This window comes from Pseudonocardia halophobica (genome assembly GCF_027922425.1).
GTDB classification, from domain to species: Bacteria; Actinomycetota; Actinomycetes; order Mycobacteriales; family Pseudonocardiaceae; genus Pseudonocardia; species Pseudonocardia halophobica.
Window position 1 is genome coordinate 1 of the sequence record NZ_BSFQ01000034.1, and the last position, 17550, is coordinate 17550.

Below are 17550 nucleotides of genomic sequence, written 5' to 3' on the forward strand. Positions count from 1 at the left end.
GGGACGGCCCGCGGTGGGGTGGTTCGACACCCGCCGCCTCGACGAGCCGGGCCGCGGCCCGGGGCAGCCCGGCGCAGCGGATCCCGGCCCGGGCGCCGCGCACCCCGGCCCGGGCCATCCTGCTCCCGGCCGGCCCGACGGGCCGCCCAGCTCGGGGCGTCCGAGCGCGAGCCGGTCCGGTCCGCAGCGACCCGGCCCGGCAGGCCCGCCGCCCCGCCCGGCTGAACCCCGCCCGGCTGAACCCGGCCCGGCTCAACTCGGCCCGGGTCCGTCGCGCACCGCTCAGCCGGGCCCCGATCACGCTGCGGTCACCCAGCCCGCCCCGACCCGGCCCGGTCCCGCCCAGCCCGGTCCCGCTCAGCCCGGTCCCGCTCAGCCCGGCAACGCCCAGCCCGGCAACGCTCAGCCCGCGCCCTGGCCCACAGCACGGGAGCGAACGGCGCGGCAGGAGGCCCGGGCCACCGGCCGCCCGGGTCCGCATCCCCCGAACCAGTCCCCGCCCGACCGCCGCCCCGGGCCGCCGCCCCGCCCGTCGGGACCCGGCCCCTGGCCGAACCCGCCCGACCCCGACGCGACGGCGCCGGTGCACGGCGGGCCCGCGGCGGACCGCCCCCGCCCGGGCGCCGTGACCCGCGGGCCGCAACGCCGGCCCGTCCCGCCGCCGTGGCAGCGCGTGCCGGGCGGCAACTTCGACGACCCCACCGAGCTGATGGCCCCGCTCGACCGGCCGACCGACGTGATCGCGCCCGTCGACGGCCGGGCGAAAGCCGAGCCCGGTCCGCCGAAGGGCCAGTCCCTCGCCCGGTCGAGCTCGATGATGGCCGTCGCGAACCTGGCGAGCCGGGTCACCGGCTTCCTGCGCCAGATCGCGCTGGCCGCGGTGCTGTCGTTCGGCCTGGTCAACAGCTCGTACACGATCGCGAACACGCTGCCGAACATCGTCTACGAGTTCCTCATCGGCGGCGTGCTGACCAGCGTGATGATCCCGCTGCTGGTCCGCGCCCAGAAGGAGGACGCCGACGGCGGCGAGGCCTACACCCGTCGCCTGGTCACCATGGCCGGCGCCGCCCTGCTCGTGGCGACCCTCGTCGCCATGCTCGCGGCAGGACCCCTGGTCGCCCTCTACATGGGCAGCCAGACCACGGACACGGCGAACCCCGAGCTGGCCACCGCGTTCGCCGTCCTGCTGCTGCCGGAGATCTTCTTCTACGGCATCGGCGCACTGCTGGGCGCGATCCTGAACAGCAAGGGCAGGTTCGCGGCGTTCGCGTGGGCGCCCGTGCTGAACAACGTCGTCATGTTCGCCGTGCTCGTCGTCTACGTCCTGGTGCCGGGGGAGATCAGTCTCGACCCGGTCCGGATGGGCGACACGAAGCTGCTGGTCCTGGGCATCGGGACGACGCTGGGCATCGCGGTGCAGGCGCTCGTCCTGCTGCCCGCGATCCGCCGGGCCGGGGTGTCGCTGAGGCCGCTGTGGGGCTGGGACCCGCGACTGTCGTCGGCGGGCGGGTTGGCGCTGTGGGTCGTCGCGTACGTGCTGGTGGGGCAGGCGGGTCTGATCGTCACCACCCGCGTCGCGACCGCCTCGGACCCCGGCGCCTACGCGATCTACTCCAACGCCTGGCTGCTCCTGCAGGTCCCGTACGGCGTGCTCGGGGTCTCGCTGCTCACCGCGCTGATGCCCAGGATGAGCCGGGCGGCGGCGGAGAACCGGTTCGACGACGTCGTGTCCGACCTGTCCCTCGGCAGCAGGCTCTCGACGGTCTTCCTGGTCCCGATCTCGGTGCTGCTGACCTTCTTCGGCACCGAGGTGGGCCTCGCGCTGTTCTCCCTCGGCGCGGGCAACGCGGGTGGTGGCGCCGCGAAGCTGGGCACCGCGCTGGCCTGGTCGGCCTTCGGGCTGCTGCCGTACGCGATCACGCTGCTGCAGCTGCGGGTCTTCTACGCCATGACGGACAGCCGCACCCCGACGCTGATCATGGTCGGGATCGTGGCGTTCAAGATCCCGATGCTGCTGCTCTGCCCGGTGCTGCTGCCCCCGGAGGACGTCGTCCTGGGGCTGGTCGCGGCGAATAGCCTGTCGTTCGTCTTCGGCGCGATCCTGGGGCAGTGGGTGATCGCGCGCCGGCTCGGGCACGTGCGCAGCCGCGAGGTGCTCTCGACGCTCTGGCGGACCCTCGCCGCCTCGGTCGCCGCCGGGCTCGTGGCCTGGCTGGCCGGCCTCGCGGTCCAGGCCGCCGTGGGCAGCGGGTCGGCCGGCACGGCCTGGCTGGTGCTGGCCGTGGCGCTGGTGGTCGCCACGCCGATCCTGCTGGTCGGGATGAAGCTGCTGAAGCTCACCGAGCTCGACCCGCTCTGGCGCCGTCTCCCCGGCCGTCTCGGACGCTGACGGCTCGTGAGTGGCGATGGTCGCCAGAGCGACCATCGCCACTCACAGGCGGTCACAGCATCGGCTGCCGGGCCCGGTGCCGGGCGGTGGTCGGCGGCTCGAAGTGCGCCGCCGTCCTCGGGAGCGGCCGGGTCTCGTCGGTGTCGGCCTCGGTCGTCGCGCGCGGGGCGCCCGCCCCGGTCAGCGCCCGGACCTCCATCTCGGCGTGGAGCCGGTCGTCGACGGGGTCGCGGCGGCCGAACCAGGTCCCGAGCGCGCCCAGCAGGAACGACAGCGGGATGGACACGATCCCCGGGTTGGCCAGCGGGAAGAAGGCGAAGTCCACGTCCGGCAGCATCGACGTCGGCGCCCCGGACACCGCCGGGGAGAACACGACCAGGACGACCGCCACGGACATGCCGCCGTACATGCTCCACAGCGCGCCGCTGGTGGTGAACCGCTTCCAGAACAGCGAGTAGACCAGAGACGGCATGTTGGCCGACGCGCCGACGGCGAACGCGAGCGCGACCAGTACCGCGACGTTCTGCCCGATCGCCACGACGCCGCCCAGGATCCCCAGCACCCCGACGACGAGCGCCGTCCGCCGCGCGACCCGCACCTCCTCGGCCGGTGCGGCGCTCCCGCGCTTGACGATGTTGGCGTACACGTCGTGGGCGAAGGACGCCGACGCGGTGATGGTCAGGCCCGCCACCACCGCGAGGATGGTCGCGAAGGCGACGGCGGCGACGATCCCCAGCAGCAGCTCGCCGCCGAGCCGGAAAGCCAGCAGCGGCGCCGCCGAGTTCGAGGCGCCGGGCGACTTCATGATCGTCTCCGGCCCGACGAGCGCGGTCGCCGCGGTGCCGATGACCAGCACCATCAGGAAGAACGCACCGATCAGCCAGATCGCCCACACGACCGACTTCCGGGCCTGCTTGGCGTCGGGGACGGTGTAGAAGCGCATCAGGATGTGCGGCAGGCTCGCCGGGCCGAGGATCGCGGCCAGCGACAGCGAGATGAAGTCGATCTTCGACAGCTCGGTGCGGCCGTACTGCAGGCCCGGGGCGAGCACCTTGTCGCCCTGCGGGCTGGTCTCGGTCGCCTGGCCGAGGAGGGCGGAGACGTCGAAGCCGTGCCGGCCCAGCGCCCAGAAGGACAGCACGAGCCCGGTGACCATCAGGGCGCAGGCCTTGAGGATCTGGACCCAGGTGGTGCCCTTCATGCCGCCGACCAGCACGTAGACGATCATCAGGCCGCCGACGACCGCGATCACCAGCGCCTGCCCGGCCTTCCCGGTGATCCCGAGCAGCAGGGCGACGAGCCCGCCCGCGCCGGCGATCTGGGCGATCAGGTAGAGCACCGAGACCAGCAGGGTCGAGGTGGCGGCCGCCGCCCGGACCGGGCGGCGGCGCAGCCGGAAGCTCAGGACGTCGCCCATCGTGTAGCGGCCGGTGTTCCGCAGCCACTCCGCGATGAGGAGCAGCGCGAACAGCCACCCGACGAACGAGCCGATCGCGTAGAGCATGCCGTCGTAGCCGAAGACGGCGACCGTGCCGGCGATGCCGAGGAACGCGGCGGCGGACAGGTAGTCACCGGCCAGGGCGACGCCGTTCTGCGCGCCCGTGAAGGCGCGGCCACCGGTGTAGTAGTCCGCCGCCGTCTGATTCGCGCGGGCGGCCCGGAAGACCACGACCAGGGTCAGCAGCACGAACGCGGCGAACACCGTGACCGTCACGGTGGAACTGCCGAGGCCGGACTGGGCAGCGCTCGGGGCGGCGCCCTTAGCGAGTGGACTCTGGGCAAGTGGATTCGACACCATCGGCTCCTCCTGGGCCATATGGTGGATCAGCCACCCGTGCGTGATGTGCCCCGAATGGCTGTATGGCCCTGGGCCACTCAACGACGAGGTCACCGGGAGGTCACGTCCGGACTATCGAAAGGGGGTGGCGGGCGCCCCCGATCGCGTTCCCTCGTGCACGAACGGCGCTCTCGTTCACGAGATATGAGTGACAGGGTCGGTCACCGGGCCGCAAATACGGAAGCCCCCGCCGCGGTCTGCGACGGGGGCTCCGGTGCGCCGGATTCAGTCGTCCGGGTCGTCCGTGACGTCCGTGGCGGAGGCGTGCCCGTTGGAGGTGCTCTTCACCGTGGCGCGGCTGCGGGTGGACCGGCGCTGCGCCGGGCGCGGGGGCGGCGGCGGGGTCGGGGCGGGGCCGCCGTGGCCGCGCCCGAGGATGAGCTCGGCGAAGGTGGCCATGGCCTCGTCGAGCTGGCCCGCGTTGCGCCGCTCGGACTCCTCGTTGGCCTTGGTGACGAGCGCGGTGACCGAGGTCGTGTCGGGGCGGGCCCGCAGCACGGAGTCGAGGTCGCCGAACCGGCCGTCGACCGAGCTGCCCAGGGCGGCGATCTTCTCGTCGACCGCGCCGGTGAGCTCGCCGAGCTTCTCGCCCAGCCCGTTCTCGACGGCGTCGACCCGGCCCGCGACCGCCTCGAGCCGGCCCGCGAGGATCTCCAGCCGCTCGGCCAGCGAGTCGAGCGCCTCGGTCGGGTCGACCGCGGGCCGCCCGGCGAGGTCCTCGAGCCGGCGGTGCAGCCCGACGCTCGTGTCGCCGAGCAGGTTGCGGACGCCCTCGTTGGACTCGTCCATCGCGCGCAGGGCGCCGTCGAGCTGCTCGCGCACCATCTTCTCGACGCCGTCGACCCGCTCCCGGATCGGCGTCGCGACCGCGTTGGGCATCGCGTCGAGCCGCATCTCGTGCCGGTCGAGGCGGTTGTCCAGGTCGTCGAGCCGCTTGTGCAGCCCGCCGAGCCGGTCGTCGAGGCCGTCCATCCGGCCGGAGACGCCCTCGAGGCGCCCGGCCATGCCGTCGAGCCGGCCGTCGAGCTGGGCGAAGGGCTTGGCGAGCTTGTCCGGCAGCGACTCGATCGCCCGGAGCACGGAGGCGAGCACGGCCTCCTGCGCGTCGACCTTCTGGACCGTCTCGTCGAGGCGCTCGGCGAGCACGCCGACCTCGGTGCGGTCCGGCAGCTCGGTGAGCCGCTTGCGGACGGTGCCCAGCGCGTCGAGGGCGGAGAGCCGCGCGTGGATCTCGTCGAGGGAGTCGAAGACCTGTTGCTGCTCGGAGTCGCGGATCTCGGCCGCGCGCATGAGCATGCCGCGCATCCGGTCGAACGACATCGTCGAGTTATCGCTCATTGGCGCCTGGTGCTTCCTGTGATCCGGATGGGGGAGCGGGGAACGCTGCACTGAGGGTAGCGAGCCCGCGAAACCGGCAGACACGGAGTCACCACTAGGCCGACCGGGTGGCACCCGTCCGGCCTGATTCGCCCGATCCGGCCTGGTCGGAAGGGGGTATACGGTGCCCCGGTGACCGCCCCGCTCACCCCGGACTCGATCCGTTCCGCCCCGAAGGTCCTGCTGCACGACCACCTCGACGGCGGCCTGCGGGCCGGCACCGTCGTCGCGCTGGCCGACGCCGTCGGGTACGACAGCCTGCCCACCCGCGACCCCGAGGAGCTGGCCGGGTGGTTCCTCGGCGCCGCGCACTCCGGGTCACTGGAACGTTACCTGGAGACGTTCGGCCACACGGTCGCGGTGATGCAGACGCGCGAGGCGCTGGTGCGTGTCGCCCAGGAGGCCGCGGAGGACCTGGCGGCCGACGGCGTGGTGTACGCGGAGATCCGCTTCGCCCCCGAGCTGCACGTGGAGCGGGGCCTGGACCTCGACGGCGTGGTGCAGGCCGTGCTGGAGGGCTTCGAGCGCGGCTCCGCGGGCCGCGGGATCACGGTGCGCTGCCTGCTCACCGCCATGCGGCACGCCGCCCGGTCGCAGGAGATCGCCGAGCTGGCCGTGCGGTACCGGGACGCCGGGGTCGTCGGGTTCGACATCGCCGGCGCGGAGAAGGGCTTCCCGCCCACCCGGCACCTCGACGCGTTCGACTACGTCCGGCAGCAGAACGCGCACGTCACCATCCACGCCGGCGAGGCCTTCGGGCTGCCGTCGATCTGGGAGGCGCTGCAGTTCTGCGGGGCGGACCGGCTCGGGCACGGCGTCCGGATCGTCGACGACATCACCGTCCGCTCGGACGGGACCGCCGAGCTCGGCCGGCTCGCCGCGTGGGTGCGGGACATGCGGATCCCGCTGGAGATGTGCCCGACGTCGAACGTGCACACCGGCGCCGCGACCAGCCTCGCCGACCACCCCATCGGCCTGCTCCGCGACCTGCGCTTCCGCGTCACGGTCAACACGGACAACCGGCTCATGTCCGGCTGCTCCATGACCTCGGAGATGGCCGCGCTCGTCGACACCTTCGGCTGGGGCTGGGAGGACCTGCGCTGGCTGACGATCAACGCCATGAAGAGCGCGTTCCTGCACTTCGACAAGCGGCTGGCGATCATCGACGAGGTGCTCAAGCCGGGCTACGACGCCCTGGTGTCCTGAACGGTCGTGAGTGGCGATAGTCGTCATAGCGACTATCGCCACTCACGGTTCAGCGGTGGTGCAGGCGGGCCTCGGTGGCGTGCACCAGCTCCCGCCAGCGGGCGGCCTCGGTGTCGAACGGCGGGCTGGGCGCGAGCCGGGTGGGGTTGGGCCGGATCACGAAGGACACCAGCCAGCCCAGGCTCTCGGACTCCGCCAGCGCGCGGGCCGGCTCGGGGTCGCCCGCCCACTCGGCGACGTCGAGGACCAGCTCGGCGGCCAGGTCCAGCTGGGTCGGGTCGACCTGCAGGGTGCCCTCGGCGATGTCGTCGTCGATCCCGACCAGCACGTAGTCGTTGAGGTCGTCGACCACCACGTCGAGCTCGCCGACGGCGGCCTTGTCCAGGACGTCCTGCCAGGTCGAGGCGGCGGCGAGGTCGTTGTCGTCCTTACCGCCGTCGGCCAGCCAGCGGGCCAGCGCGCGCTCGGAGTCGAAGACGTCGACGCGTCCGCCCGAGCCGAGGAACACCGGCTTGTCGTCGAGGTAGCAGCGCAGGGTGACCCACTGGCCCGCGGACGTGGTGATCCGGATCGGGTCGATCCCGATCTCCTCCCAGAACCCGACCGGGCCCTCGGCCTCGGCCTCCGCGAGCTCGGCCTCGTCCTCGGCGACCTGCTCGGTGATTGCCTCCTCGTCGGCGCGCTCGCGGGCGGCCTCCTCGAAGGTCTCGTCGTCCGTGTCGTCCCCCTCGACGTCGTCGACGCCGATCGCGGACTCCGCGTCGGCGATCCGGGCGGCGAGGGCCTCGGCCTCCTTCTCGGCGCCGGCGAGCGCACGGGCGTCGACCTCGGGGGTGGCGATCAGGGCGTCGAGCGCGTCGACGACCTCGTCCCAGTGGTCCTGCACGGTCTGGGCGAGCTGGGTCCACAGCCGGCGGCCCTCGCGCCCGGCGAACGGCAGCGTGCCCTGGTCGAGCAGCCCGAAGCCGGGGGCCGAGTCGAGGACGGCCGTGACCTCCTCGAGGTCGCAGACGTCGGCGAAGGAGCGGACCATCGCGGTGATCTCGGCGAGCTCGCCGATCGTCCAGGTGTCCGGCTCCTCGGCGACCAGCTCCGGGACGCCGATGACGTCGAAGCGGCGCGTCTCCTCGGGGGTCAGCTCCGCGACGGTCAGGGTGGGCACGGCCGACCAGGCCGGGTGGTCGGCGAGGTCGTGTTCGGTCTCCGTGCGGACGTACGCCGCGAGCCGCGCGACCTCCGGGAACGCGAAGACCGCGTCGTCGTCGCCGAGGAAGGCCTCCCACTCCTCGCCGTCCTCGCGCCACCGGGGCGCCCAGAGGGTGACGAGGTCGCCCTCGGTCAGGGACAGCTGGATCGGGACGATGTCGCTTGCCACGGCGGCGATGCTAGCGGCGGCACCGGAGTGCCGCCCCGTCCGTGCACCGCCCGCCGGCCGGTCCCGGGCATGCACGCGCGAGGAGGGTCCGGACGGCCGGTTCCCGAAGGGGCGCATCCGGTTCGGGGGGTGTCGCCCTCGTGCCGGGGAGCGTCGGGGGAGCGTGGTGCCGGGTCCGGCACCGATGGTTCCTCACGGGGCCGGGGAACCGGTGGGCCCGCCCGCGGTGCGGGCGGGCGGCCGGTGCCGGCCCGGAACGTCAGGTCGAGCTGTGCAGACGGACGACGCCCACCGTGACGTCCTCCAGACCGCCGCGGTCGAAGTCCCGACGCAGCTGGTCGGCCTTCACCGTCGCGGTCAGCCCGTCGAACGGCCCGTGCGCGTCCACCTCCCCGGTCTGCGGGTCGACGGCGAGCACCACGTACCCGTCGCACTGGGTGAGCTTCTCGGCGGCAGCCACCAGGGTCTGCTCGTCCGAAGTCGTGTTCTCCGGCACCGGATCACCTCCTTGTCACCTAGTACAGCGTCGGCGACGGCTCCGGCGTGACAGTGTTCGTGCCATACCACCCGTTCGGGTCAGATAAATGGCACCTGTGGTCACGGCCGGTGCGGAGCCCGGTGCGATGCGCGCACGATCCAGTTGATCACTGGTGTCACCTCCGGGGGTCGGGCACGCCGCGTGATTGAGATCGGCCCCGAGAAGTCGATCATGGTGTCTCGTGTGCCCAGGGTGGCCGGGGGACCGGATCGAGGGTCGTCCGCGCGGTGCACACGAGGTACCGCGGACGGCCGCACGGGGCGCACGGACGGGGACTCAGGGTGACGAAACCGCGGTCGTCCCCACCCGGACCGGCGGGTGGTCGAGGGGAGCGGCATCCCTGCGACGATCACCGGGTGCACGACCCCTCCCGGCTCGACGAGGCCAACACCGGCTACGGCTGCGAGCATCCTGGCACGGGGATCGCCGCCGTCCCGGGAGGCGCGCGGTTGTCGTGGCTGCGTCCCGCGCCGCTGTGGCGGTCCCGCAACGACCGGCTCGTCCGCCTCCTCGGCGACCCCACGGACGACATGCGCCGGGAGTGGCTGCGCCGGCTCGATGCGGAGCGCGGGCCCGATCCCGCCCGGCTCGTCGACCGGTTCGCGGGGCGGGACTCGATCGCGGTCGCGCTGCTCGGCGACCCGGGCGAGGGCGACGCCTCGCAGTACTGCGTGGTCCCCGTGCTGCAGCGGGTGGCCGGGGACACCGACCTCGCGGTCGTCGTGTCGGACGTGGTCTACCCGGCCGGCGGGCTGCGCGAGTACGCGGCCAAGCTCGCCCGCCCCTACGCGGATCACCCGGGCCCGATCTACGGCCTGCCCGGCAACCACGACTGGTACGACGGCCTCACCGGATTCATGAGCTGGTTCTGCGGCACCCCGCCGGAGGAGGCGGCGCCCGCGGACCCCGGCACGGGGTGGAAGGCGTTCCTGCGCAGGCTGCTGTGGCGCCGCGGGCCGCGCGGGCGCACCTCCGACCTCGAGGCGGCGCGGGCGTGGCGGCCGGCCGAGGCGCAGCGCGCGCTCCAGCCCGGACCCTACTGCGCGATCGACGCCGGCCCGGTCCGGCTGGTCCTCATCGACACCGGGATCCGCGGGGCCCTCGACCGGGAGCAGGGGGAGTGGCTGCGGGACAGCCTCTTCGCCGCCGACCGACCGACGATCGTGCTCACGGGGAAGCCCCTGATCACCTACGCCGAACACCACCCCTGCCCGATCGAGGACGGCGGCACGGTGGCGGAGCTGGTGCGCGACCCGCGCGCGTCCGTCGTCGCGGTGATCGGCGGCGACGACCACAACTACCAGCGCTACCCGGTCCGGCTCGCCGACGGCCGGGAGATCCTGCACCTCGTCGCGGGTGGCAGCGGGGCCTACCTCTCCGCCACGCACCCGATCCCGAACGTCGACGTGCTGGCGCCGGAGTGCACGGAGGAGGACTTCCGCTGCTACCCGCTGCGCGGGGACTCGCTCGCGCACTTCAGCCGCCGCTACGACGCGCTGCGCCGGTTCGGGACCGGCACCGCCGTCGTCTCGCCGGCCGACGCGACCACGATCATGGCCGAGCGGATCGGGATCGCGCCGCCGCGTACGGGCACCCCGCCGGCGGAGATCTCGCCGCGGGCGCGGCGGGCCGCGGAGCGGGTGCTGGGCGGGCCGAAGGGGCGCTCGGAGAACTGGACCTCCGTGCTCTACGACACCGACCGGCCGCCGATGCTCAAGAGCTTCCTGCGGCTCGACGCGACCGCCGCGGAGATCCGGATCGACTGCTGGGCGGCCACCGGCTGCCTGGAACACGAGCGCGACCCGGTGCTCGAGGACCGGATCGTGGCGCGGCCCGGGGCCGACGGCCGGTGGACGTGGGCGAGCGCCACACCGGGGCGGGCGCACCCCTGAGGAATCGGTCCTGAGGAATCGGCCCGGCGGAATCGGCCCTGAGGAATCGGCCCGGAGGAATCGGCCCTGAGGAATCGGCCCTGAGGAATCGGTACAGCTCCCGCTACTGTCCGGCCCATGGACGTGCGGGTCGTCGACCATCCTCTGGCCAGGGCTCGGCTCACCACGATGCGCGACGCGCGCACGGACAACGCGGCCTTCCGCGCCGCGCTGCGCGATCTCACGCTGCTGCTGATCGTCGAGGCGACCCGCGGCTTCGAGGTGGCGGACTTCCCGCTGCACACCCCGGTCGCCCGCACGACCGGTCACCGGCTCGCGAACCCGCCGGTGCTGGTGCCGGTGCTCCGTGCCGGGCTGGGCATGGTCGACGCCGCGCAGAACCTGATCCCCGAGGCGCAGATGGGGTTCGTGGGCGTGGCGCGGGACGAGGTGACCCACCTCCCCACCCCGTACATGGAGTCGTTGCCGGCCTCGCTCGTCGGGCGCCCGGTGTTCGTGCTCGACCCCATGCTCGCGACCGGCGGCTCGATGGTGCACACGGTCGAGCTGCTGACGGCCCGGGGCGCCGACGACGTCACCGCCGTCTGCGTGCTCGCCGCGCCCGAGGGCGTCCGGGCGCTCGAGGCCAGCGGGCTCCCGGTGCAGCTGGTCACGGCCGCGATCGACGAGCGGCTCAACGACTCCGCCTTCATCGTCCCCGGCCTCGGCGACGCGGGCGACCGGCAGTTCGGCGCGGTCTGAGCGGGCGTCAGGGCACCACGTTCTGGTTGGCGCGGAACACGTTGTTGGGGTCGAGGCGCCGCTTGAGCTCGACGAGCCGCGCGTAGTTCGTGCCGTAGGCGGCGTGGACCCGGTCCCGACCCTCCGCCCCGAGATTGTTGACGTACACCCCGGCCTCGAGGTGCGGGCGCATCGCCGCGGACGCGGCCCGGGCCCAGGCGACGTGCCGGGGCGAGTCGGCCGGATCGGGCCACTGGGCGAGCACGAGGAAGTCGTACTGCGGCGCCCGGTGCGGGAAGGCGGTCGCTCCCGGCGCGACCCGGGCCGCGGCCCCGCGCAGGCCCTGCAGGCCGATGCCGCTGTCGCCGGGTGGCATGGCCTCCGTGACCTCGAGCAGGGTGCGGATCGCGGGGTCGGTGAGGTGCCGGAGACAGGCCGAGCGCCAGTAGTGCAGGCGGCCCGGCGGGTAGCCGGCGTCGGGCACCCGCTGCCAGTCGGCGAAGGGCTGCTCCGCGACGGCGTCGAGGTCCGGGTGCAGTCGCCGGAGCGGGCGCAGGACGGGCCCGGCCGCCCCCGGCGGTCCGCACCAGCACAACGCGATCGTCAGCGCCGGCCGGCCGGACGGGCCCCACGCGAGGGACACCGCCGTCGCGAGCTCGTCGGGTGCAGTGGCGACGAGGTCGTCGTGCGCACGCAGGACCTCGCCCGCGGCCTCCCACGGGAACCCGAGGGCCCCGGCGAGCACGGTGTCGACCGGGTGCAGCCGGTAGGTGAAGGTCGTGACGACGCCGAAGTTGCCGCCCCCGCCCCGCAGGCCCCACAGGAGGTCGTCGTCGACGCCGTCGAGCAGGGTGCCGTCCGCGGTGACCAGCTGGGCATCGATCAGGTTGTCGCAGCTCAGGCCGTATCTCGGGGCCAGCCAGCCGAGGCCGCCGCCGAGGGTGAGTCCGGCGATCCCGGTCCCGGACATCACGCCGAGCGGAGTGGCGAGGCCGAACGCGCGGGTGGCGCCGTCGAGGTCGCCGAGCAGCGCCCCGCCTCCGGCACGGGCCGTCCGTGCGTCGGGGTCGACCTCGACGGTGCGCATCGGGGACAGGTCCAGCATCAGCCCGCCCTCGCACACCGCGGTACCGGCGACGTTGTGCCCGCCGCCACGCACGGAGAGCGCGAGGCCGTGCTCGCGCGCGTACCGGATCCCTCGGGCGACGTCGCCGGGCTCCCGACAGCCGACGATCACCGCCGGTCGCCGGTCGATCATGCCGTTGAACACCGCGCGGGCCCGGTCGTAGCCGGCGTCCCCCCGCCGCAGCACCGTGCCGGTCAGCTCGCCCGTCAGCCTGCTCGTGCTGGTCATCGTGCCTCCCCGTCCGTGGTGGCCCGAGAGTGCCGGCACCGGCTAATCGGCGGCTCATCCCGACGCCGTGATCGCGGCCCGCAGCGCCGCGGCCTCGGCGAGCAGGTGCGCACCGCGCCCGGGGTCCAACCCGGCCAGGCCCTCGAGCGCCGCCGCCCGGCCGGCCCGGTGGCCGATGCGACGGAAGAGGGCCAGCGCCTCGCCGAAGGCCTCCGCGGCCCGTCCGGGGTCGGCCGCGACCCGTCCCGCCAGGAGCGCCGCCGACGCCTCGCCCTCCCGGTAGCCGACCCTGCGGTACTCCGCGAGCGCCGCCTCGACGAGCCGGGACGCCTCCGCCGCGGAGCCCCAGCGGTGCTCGACCGATGCCAGGACGTCGAGCGCGAGGCCACGGGCGAGGGGCTCACCGAGACCGTCGGCGCGGGCCAGCGCACGCAGGGCGAGCGCGCGGGCGTCGTCCTCCGCACCGCGGTCCCGGTGCAGGCGGGCCAACTGTGCCTCCTCCAGCGCCGCCCGCCAGACGTCGCCGCCGCGCAGCGAGGCCGCAACGGCCTCCTCGTAGCGGGCGCGTGCCTCGTCGCTCCGGCCGTGCGCCCAGGCGACGGTGGCGGCCATCCCGAGCGCGTCGCCCTCCCAGCCGGGCTCCCCGCAGGTGCGGGCCAGGTCCCGCTGCTCCTCGAGCAGACGCGTCGCCGGACCGAACTCGGCGCGTCCGACGTGGAAGAGCACGGCGGCGGAGAGGAGCGGGAGGCGCTGCGGCGGTCCGGTCACGGCGGCGAGGCCGGCGTAGGCCCTGCGGAGCCCCTCCTCCCGGGTCCCCCGCAGATCCCAGTAGTGCCAGAGGCATCCGACGAGCCGCGCCCCCGTCGCCGGGTCCGCCTCGAACGCCCAGTCCAGCGCCGCACGCCAGTTCTCCCGCTCCCGGTGCAGGCGGTCCAGCCAGAGGGGGGCGTCGGGCCCGAAGAGGTGGGCCGACGCCTCCTCGGCCAGCTCGAGGAAGTACCCGGCGTGCCGGCGGCGCAGCGCATCCGGCTCCTCCGCCGAGCCGGCCAGCCGCTGCGCCGCGAACGCGCGGGTCGTCGCCAGCAGCCGGTACCGCCCGCCGTCGACCTGGACGGTGCTGGCCGAGACGAGCCGGTCGAGCAACTCGGCGACCTCGCCGGCCCCGGGCGCTCCCGCGCCGGTGACGACCTCGGCCGCGCGCAGGTCGAAGCCACCGGGAAAGACGGACAGCCGGGCCAGCAGCCGCCGCGCCGGGGGCGCGAGCAGGTCGTGGCTCCAGGACAGGGTCGCGGCGAGGCTGCGGTGCCGCGGGTCGGTGCTGCGGGCCGTGAGCAGACGGGCCGACGCCAGCCGGGCGGCGAGATCGGGCAGGGCCAGCGACGTCGTCCGGGCCGCGGCGAGCTCGAGCGCCAGGGGCAGGCCGTCCAGCCGGCGGCAGACGTCGAGCACCAGCGCCACGTCGGCGGGCGCCACCGCGCCGGGCCGGGCGCGGGCGGTGAACAGCCGCACGGCTTCGCAGCCCGCCGCGGTCCGCGAGTCCGCGCCCGGGTCGGCCAGGCCGAGGGGCGGCAGGACGTACACCCGTTCACCCGGGACGCGCAGGGCCTCGCGGCTGGTCACCAGGAGGCGGGCCCCGGTCCGCTCGACCACGTCGACGCATCCGTCGAGCACGTGCTCGCAGTTGTCGAGCAGCACGAGGTCGTCCCGCCCGTCGAGCGCGTCGCGGAGCGCGGTGAGCGATGTCGAGCCCGGACCGCCCCGCACCCCGAGGGCGTCGGCCACGCGTTCGGGCACCTCGGCCGGATCGGCGACGGGGACGAGATCGACGAGATGGACCGGCACGCCCAGGCCACGGGCGACCTCCGCGGCCAGGCGCGTCTTGCCGACCCCGCCCGGCCCGGTCAGCGTGACCACCCGGTGCGCCGCGAGCAGCACGGCCAGCTCGCGCCGCTCGCGGTCCCGGCCCACGAAGCTGCTCACCGCCGACGACAGCGTGCCCCACACCGGAGGGCGAAGATCGAGTTCCGGGCTGTGCCGCAGGACCGCCGTCTCGAGCCGAGCGATCTCGCGCCCGGGCTCCAGGCCGAGCTCCTCCGCCAGCACGGCGCGGAGCCGGCGGGCCGCGGCCAGCGCGTCCGCCTGCCGGCCGCTGCGGTACAGGGCGAGCATCAGCAGCGCGGTCGACCGTTCCCGGAGCGGGTCCTCGGCGACCCGCTCCTCCAGCGCGGAGAGGATCTCGCGGTGCCGGCCCTGCGCGAGCTCGGCCTCGTCCCGCAGGTCGGCGCAGTCGGTGCGGAGCCGGTCGAGGCGGGCCGCGGCGTCGCGGGCGAACGGGCGCTCGACGTCGTGCAGCGCCGGCCCCCGCCAGAGGCCGAGCGCCGAGGTCAGCGTGGCCGCGGCGCGCGCCGGCGGGGCGCGACGTCCCTCCGCGAGCAGCCGCTCGAAGAGGTCGGCGTCGATGCGGCCGGGTCCGCGGACGTATCCGTCCCCGCGGCTGAGGACCGCTCCGCGTCCGAGGCCCGCCCGCAGACCCGAGACGGCCGAGTGCACCATCGTCGCGGCGGTCGGCGGCGGGACGCCGTCCCAGATCCGGTCGGCGAGCTCGGCGACGGTCAGGGGCAGGCCGTCGGCGAGCACCAGGGCCGCGAGCACGGCCCGGCGGCGTGGCGAGCCCAGCGGCTGCGACACGCCGGCGCCGTCGAGGACGCAGACAGGCCCGAGGATGCCGAACTCGAGCGTGCCGTCGCCCGTGCCCTCCATGCCGCTCACCCCACCCGCGGAGCCGTGCGGGAAGGGTCCCGTCCGGACGGGGGCGGAGCAAGGTCGACCTGCTGCCGCCTCCTACGCCCGCCAGCCGTCGACCACCGCGCGCAGGACGACCGGGAAGCCCTTCGCCGGGTCGTCGACCGCGTCCGGGGTGTGCGCGTGCAGCTGGAGCGACACCAGCCCGTGCAGCGCCGACCAGAGCCCGAGCGCGACGGTCGGCGGGTGCGCGTCGTGCCGCAGCACCTTCGCGTCGACCGCCCGCTCCACCGCCTCGACGAGCGGGGTGAAGGCGGCCTCCTGCAGCTCGCGGGACTCGGCGTCGAGCTGGTCGCGGTCGAACATCGCGTCGTAGAGGTGCGGGTCGTGCAGGGCGTCGGCGCGGTAGGCCTCGCCGAGCGCGACCAGCTGCTCGGCCGGGTCGGCGGTGGGCGGGACCGCCGTGAGCGTCCGGCGCAGCCGCCGGAACGCGTCATCGACGAGGGACTTCACCAGGCCGGGCTTGCCGCCGAAGAGCGCGTAGACCGCCGTGGTCGACGTCCCGACGTCCGCGGCCAGCGTGCGCAGCGACAGCCCGGTCACGCCGTGTGCGCTCAGCAGCTCCGCCGCACGGGCGCGCAGCCTGTCGCGCAAGACCTCGTCGTGGACCTTGGGCCGGGGCACCGGCGGAGGCTACCTCTCCTCCCCGGGGTCCCGCCCGTTCACGGTGCGGTCACGGTCCGGACACGGGTGTGTGACGAAGCCGCGCCGGCCCGACCGCCGCGAGCGAGTAACACCCGGGGCCGCTCGGGAGATCTTCTCGTGGGTCGTGCCGGTCGGGGGCGCGCCCGATCGGGAGGGCGGCATGCGCGGCTGGCTCGGGGGGCTCCGCTGGCGGGTTCCGTTGCAGCTCACCGCGATGCTCGTCGCGGGCCTGGTCATCGCCGGGATCCCGGCCGACGAGGGCGGCACGCTGCCGGGGGTGCGCACCGCGGGCGAGGGCGCCGGGCCGAAGGCGATGCTGCGGGTCATGCCGCTCGGTGCGTCGAGCACCGAGGGCGTGGGCAGCCCCGCCACCGCCGGGTACCGCGCGCCGCTGTTCGCCGAGCTGGCCGCGGACGGCATCCGCGTCGACTACGTGGGCTCGCGCCACAACGGCCCGGCGGGAATGGCCGACCCGGACAACGAGGGGCACTCCGGCTGGACGCTGGCGAAGATGATCCCGGCGGTCGGCGCCTGGGTGGCGGAGGCCGACCCGGACGTCGTGCTGCTGCACATGGGTACCAACGACGTGAACTCCGGTGCGAAGGGCAGCGTCGCCGCGGCGAGGCTCGACGCGTTGCTCGACGAGGTCTTCGCCGCCGCGCCGCAGACGCACGTGATCGTCGCGGGGATCTGGGCGCCGCTGCCCGCCCGGGCCACGGAGCGGGCGGTGCTGGCGCGGCTGACGCCGGACGTCGTCGCCCGGCACCGCGCGCTCGGCCACTCCCTGGAGTTCGTGGACACCTCGTCGCTGCTGTCCGCCGGGGACTTCGTCGACGGCCTGCACGCCAACGCCGGGGGCTACCGCAAGATCGCCGCGATGTGGACCACGGAGGTCGAGGGCTGGCTGGCGCAGCGGCGGGCGGCGCCGGTGCCGCCGGTCCCGGCCGCGGCCGTCACTCGCTGAGCCCCGCGGCCACCGTCGCCCCGAGCTCCCAGCACGCCTCCAGCGCCGCCTTGTCCGGCGGACCCATGACCTCCACCGGGGCGGCGACCTGCTCCCAGCCCATGCCCGACGCGATCGCGCCGACGGCCTTCACCGCGCCCTCCACGCCCTGGTTGCCGTGCACGTACAGGCCGTACGGGAGCTTGCGGGTGTCGTCGCCGCAGACGTAGTAGACCTGGTCGAAGAAGTGCTTCAGCGCCCCGGACATGTAGCCGATGTTGGCGGGGGTGCCGAGCACCACGCCGTCGGCCTCGAGCAGGTCCGACGCGGTCGCGGCGAGCGCGGCCCGGCGGCGCACCTCCACCCCGGTGATCTCGGGGTCGCTGGCGCCGCGGACCACGGCGTCGAGCAGCTCCTGGGTGGCCGGCGAGGGCGTGTGGTGGACGATCAGCAGGACTGCCACGCCGCCCGT

13 protein-coding genes are annotated in these 17550 nt (G+C 74.8%); 5 read left to right on the plus strand and 8 right to left on the minus strand.

What is annotated here, in order from left to right:
• Positions 1-673: 673 nt before the first annotated feature.
• The gene (gene murJ / locus PKE99_RS28565; protein WP_231498232.1) at positions 674-2389 is read left to right on the plus strand and encodes a murein biosynthesis integral membrane protein MurJ; all 1716 of its coding nucleotides are present in this window, start codon (positions 674-676) and stop codon (positions 2387-2389) included.
• Positions 2390-2441: 52 nt separating this feature from the next.
• On the opposite strand, the gene PKE99_RS28570 is transcribed toward murJ, so the two are convergent.
• Both PKE99_RS28570 and PKE99_RS28575 read right to left on the minus strand, forming a co-directional pair.
• Positions 2442-4187 (minus strand): monocarboxylic acid transporter, encoded by a 1746-nt coding sequence (locus PKE99_RS28570; RefSeq protein ID WP_081924181.1) that lies wholly within the window; start codon positions 4185-4187, stop codon positions 2442-2444.
• A gap of 264 nt (positions 4188-4451) precedes the next feature.
• Complete coding sequence (locus PKE99_RS28575; RefSeq protein WP_051737509.1) at positions 4452-5564, minus strand: PA containing protein; 1113 nt, start codon at positions 5562-5564, stop codon at positions 4452-4454.
• A gap of 171 nt (positions 5565-5735) precedes the next feature.
• Between PKE99_RS28575 and PKE99_RS28580 the strand changes: the two genes are divergently transcribed.
• Positions 5736-6809, plus strand: coding sequence for an adenosine deaminase (locus PKE99_RS28580; protein ID WP_037046370.1), 1074 nt, complete (start codon positions 5736-5738; stop codon positions 6807-6809).
• 49 nt (positions 6810-6858) lie between these two features.
• On the opposite strand, the gene PKE99_RS28585 is transcribed toward PKE99_RS28580, so the two are convergent.
• Positions 6859-8184, minus strand: a complete 1326-nt coding sequence (locus tag PKE99_RS28585; RefSeq protein WP_037046664.1) for a SatS C-terminal domain-containing protein — start codon at positions 8182-8184, stop codon at positions 6859-6861.
• 259 nt (positions 8185-8443) lie between these two features.
• Positions 8444-8680 carry a hypothetical protein gene (locus tag PKE99_RS28590; protein ID WP_037046372.1) on the minus strand — a complete coding sequence of 79 codons (237 nt, stop codon included), beginning with the start codon at positions 8678-8680 and terminating at the stop codon, positions 8444-8446.
• 398 nt (positions 8681-9078) lie between these two features.
• Here PKE99_RS28590 and PKE99_RS28595 point away from each other — a divergent pair, with 398 nt between their 5' ends.
• Together PKE99_RS28595 and upp are read left to right on the plus strand one after the other, a co-directional pair.
• A complete protein-coding gene (locus tag PKE99_RS28595; RefSeq protein WP_051737511.1) occupies positions 9079-10614 on the plus strand; it encodes a metallophosphoesterase family protein in 1536 nt (511 codons plus the stop codon).
• 117 nt (positions 10615-10731) lie between these two features.
• On the plus strand, positions 10732-11355 hold the full coding sequence (upp, locus tag PKE99_RS28600; protein ID WP_037046374.1) for a uracil phosphoribosyltransferase: 624 nt from the start codon (positions 10732-10734) through the stop codon (positions 11353-11355).
• Between the two features lie 7 nt (positions 11356-11362).
• Here the strand turns inward: upp and PKE99_RS28605 are convergent, their stop codons facing one another.
• From PKE99_RS28605 to PKE99_RS28615, 3 genes are all read right to left on the minus strand, one after another.
• Positions 11363-12688: an FAD-binding oxidoreductase gene (locus PKE99_RS28605; protein WP_037046376.1), complete on the minus strand. Its 1326-nt coding sequence runs from the start codon at positions 12686-12688 to the stop codon at positions 11363-11365.
• Positions 12689-12742: 54 nt separating this feature from the next.
• Entirely contained in the window at positions 12743-15448 is a 2706-nt protein-coding gene (locus PKE99_RS28610) for an ATP-binding protein (protein ID WP_156067641.1), read from the minus strand.
• 81 nt (positions 15449-15529) lie between these two features.
• On the minus strand, positions 15530-16114 hold the full coding sequence (locus tag PKE99_RS28615; RefSeq protein WP_037046378.1) for a TetR/AcrR family transcriptional regulator: 585 nt from the start codon (positions 16112-16114) through the stop codon (positions 15530-15532).
• A gap of 181 nt (positions 16115-16295) precedes the next feature.
• Here PKE99_RS28615 and PKE99_RS28620 point away from each other — a divergent pair, with 181 nt between their 5' ends.
• The gene (locus PKE99_RS28620) at positions 16296-17099 is read left to right on the plus strand and encodes an SGNH/GDSL hydrolase family protein (RefSeq protein WP_156067642.1); all 804 of its coding nucleotides are present in this window, start codon (positions 16296-16298) and stop codon (positions 17097-17099) included.
• Here the strand turns inward: PKE99_RS28620 and PKE99_RS28625 are convergent.
• On the minus strand, positions 17089-17541 hold the full coding sequence (locus tag PKE99_RS28625) for a flavodoxin family protein (protein WP_037046380.1): 453 nt from the start codon (positions 17539-17541) through the stop codon (positions 17089-17091). The genes PKE99_RS28620 and PKE99_RS28625 overlap by 11 nt on opposite strands.
• Positions 17542-17550 lie beyond the last annotated feature (9 nt).

What these genes read in the sequence shown, in the direction of transcription:
- PKE99_RS28570 (WP_081924181.1), bottom strand. Translation starts at nt 4,187, where the DNA reads ATGGTGTCGAATCCACTTGCCCAGAGTCCACTCGCTAAGGGCGCCGCC.
- PKE99_RS28575 (WP_051737509.1), bottom strand. Translation starts at nt 5,564, where the DNA reads ATGAGCGATAACTCGACGATGTCGTTCGACCGGATGCGCGGCATGCTC.
- upp (WP_037046374.1), top strand. Translation starts at nt 10,732, where the DNA reads ATGGACGTGCGGGTCGTCGACCATCCTCTGGCCAGGGCTCGGCTCACC.
- PKE99_RS28605 (WP_037046376.1), bottom strand. Translation starts at nt 12,688, where the DNA reads ATGACCAGCACGAGCAGGCTGACGGGCGAGCTGACCGGCACGGTGCTG.
- PKE99_RS28610 (WP_156067641.1), bottom strand. Translation starts at nt 15,448, where the DNA reads ATGGAGGGCACGGGCGACGGCACGCTCGAGTTCGGCATCCTCGGGCCT.
- PKE99_RS28620 (WP_156067642.1), top strand. Translation starts at nt 16,296, where the DNA reads ATGCGCGGCTGGCTCGGGGGGCTCCGCTGGCGGGTTCCGTTGCAGCTC.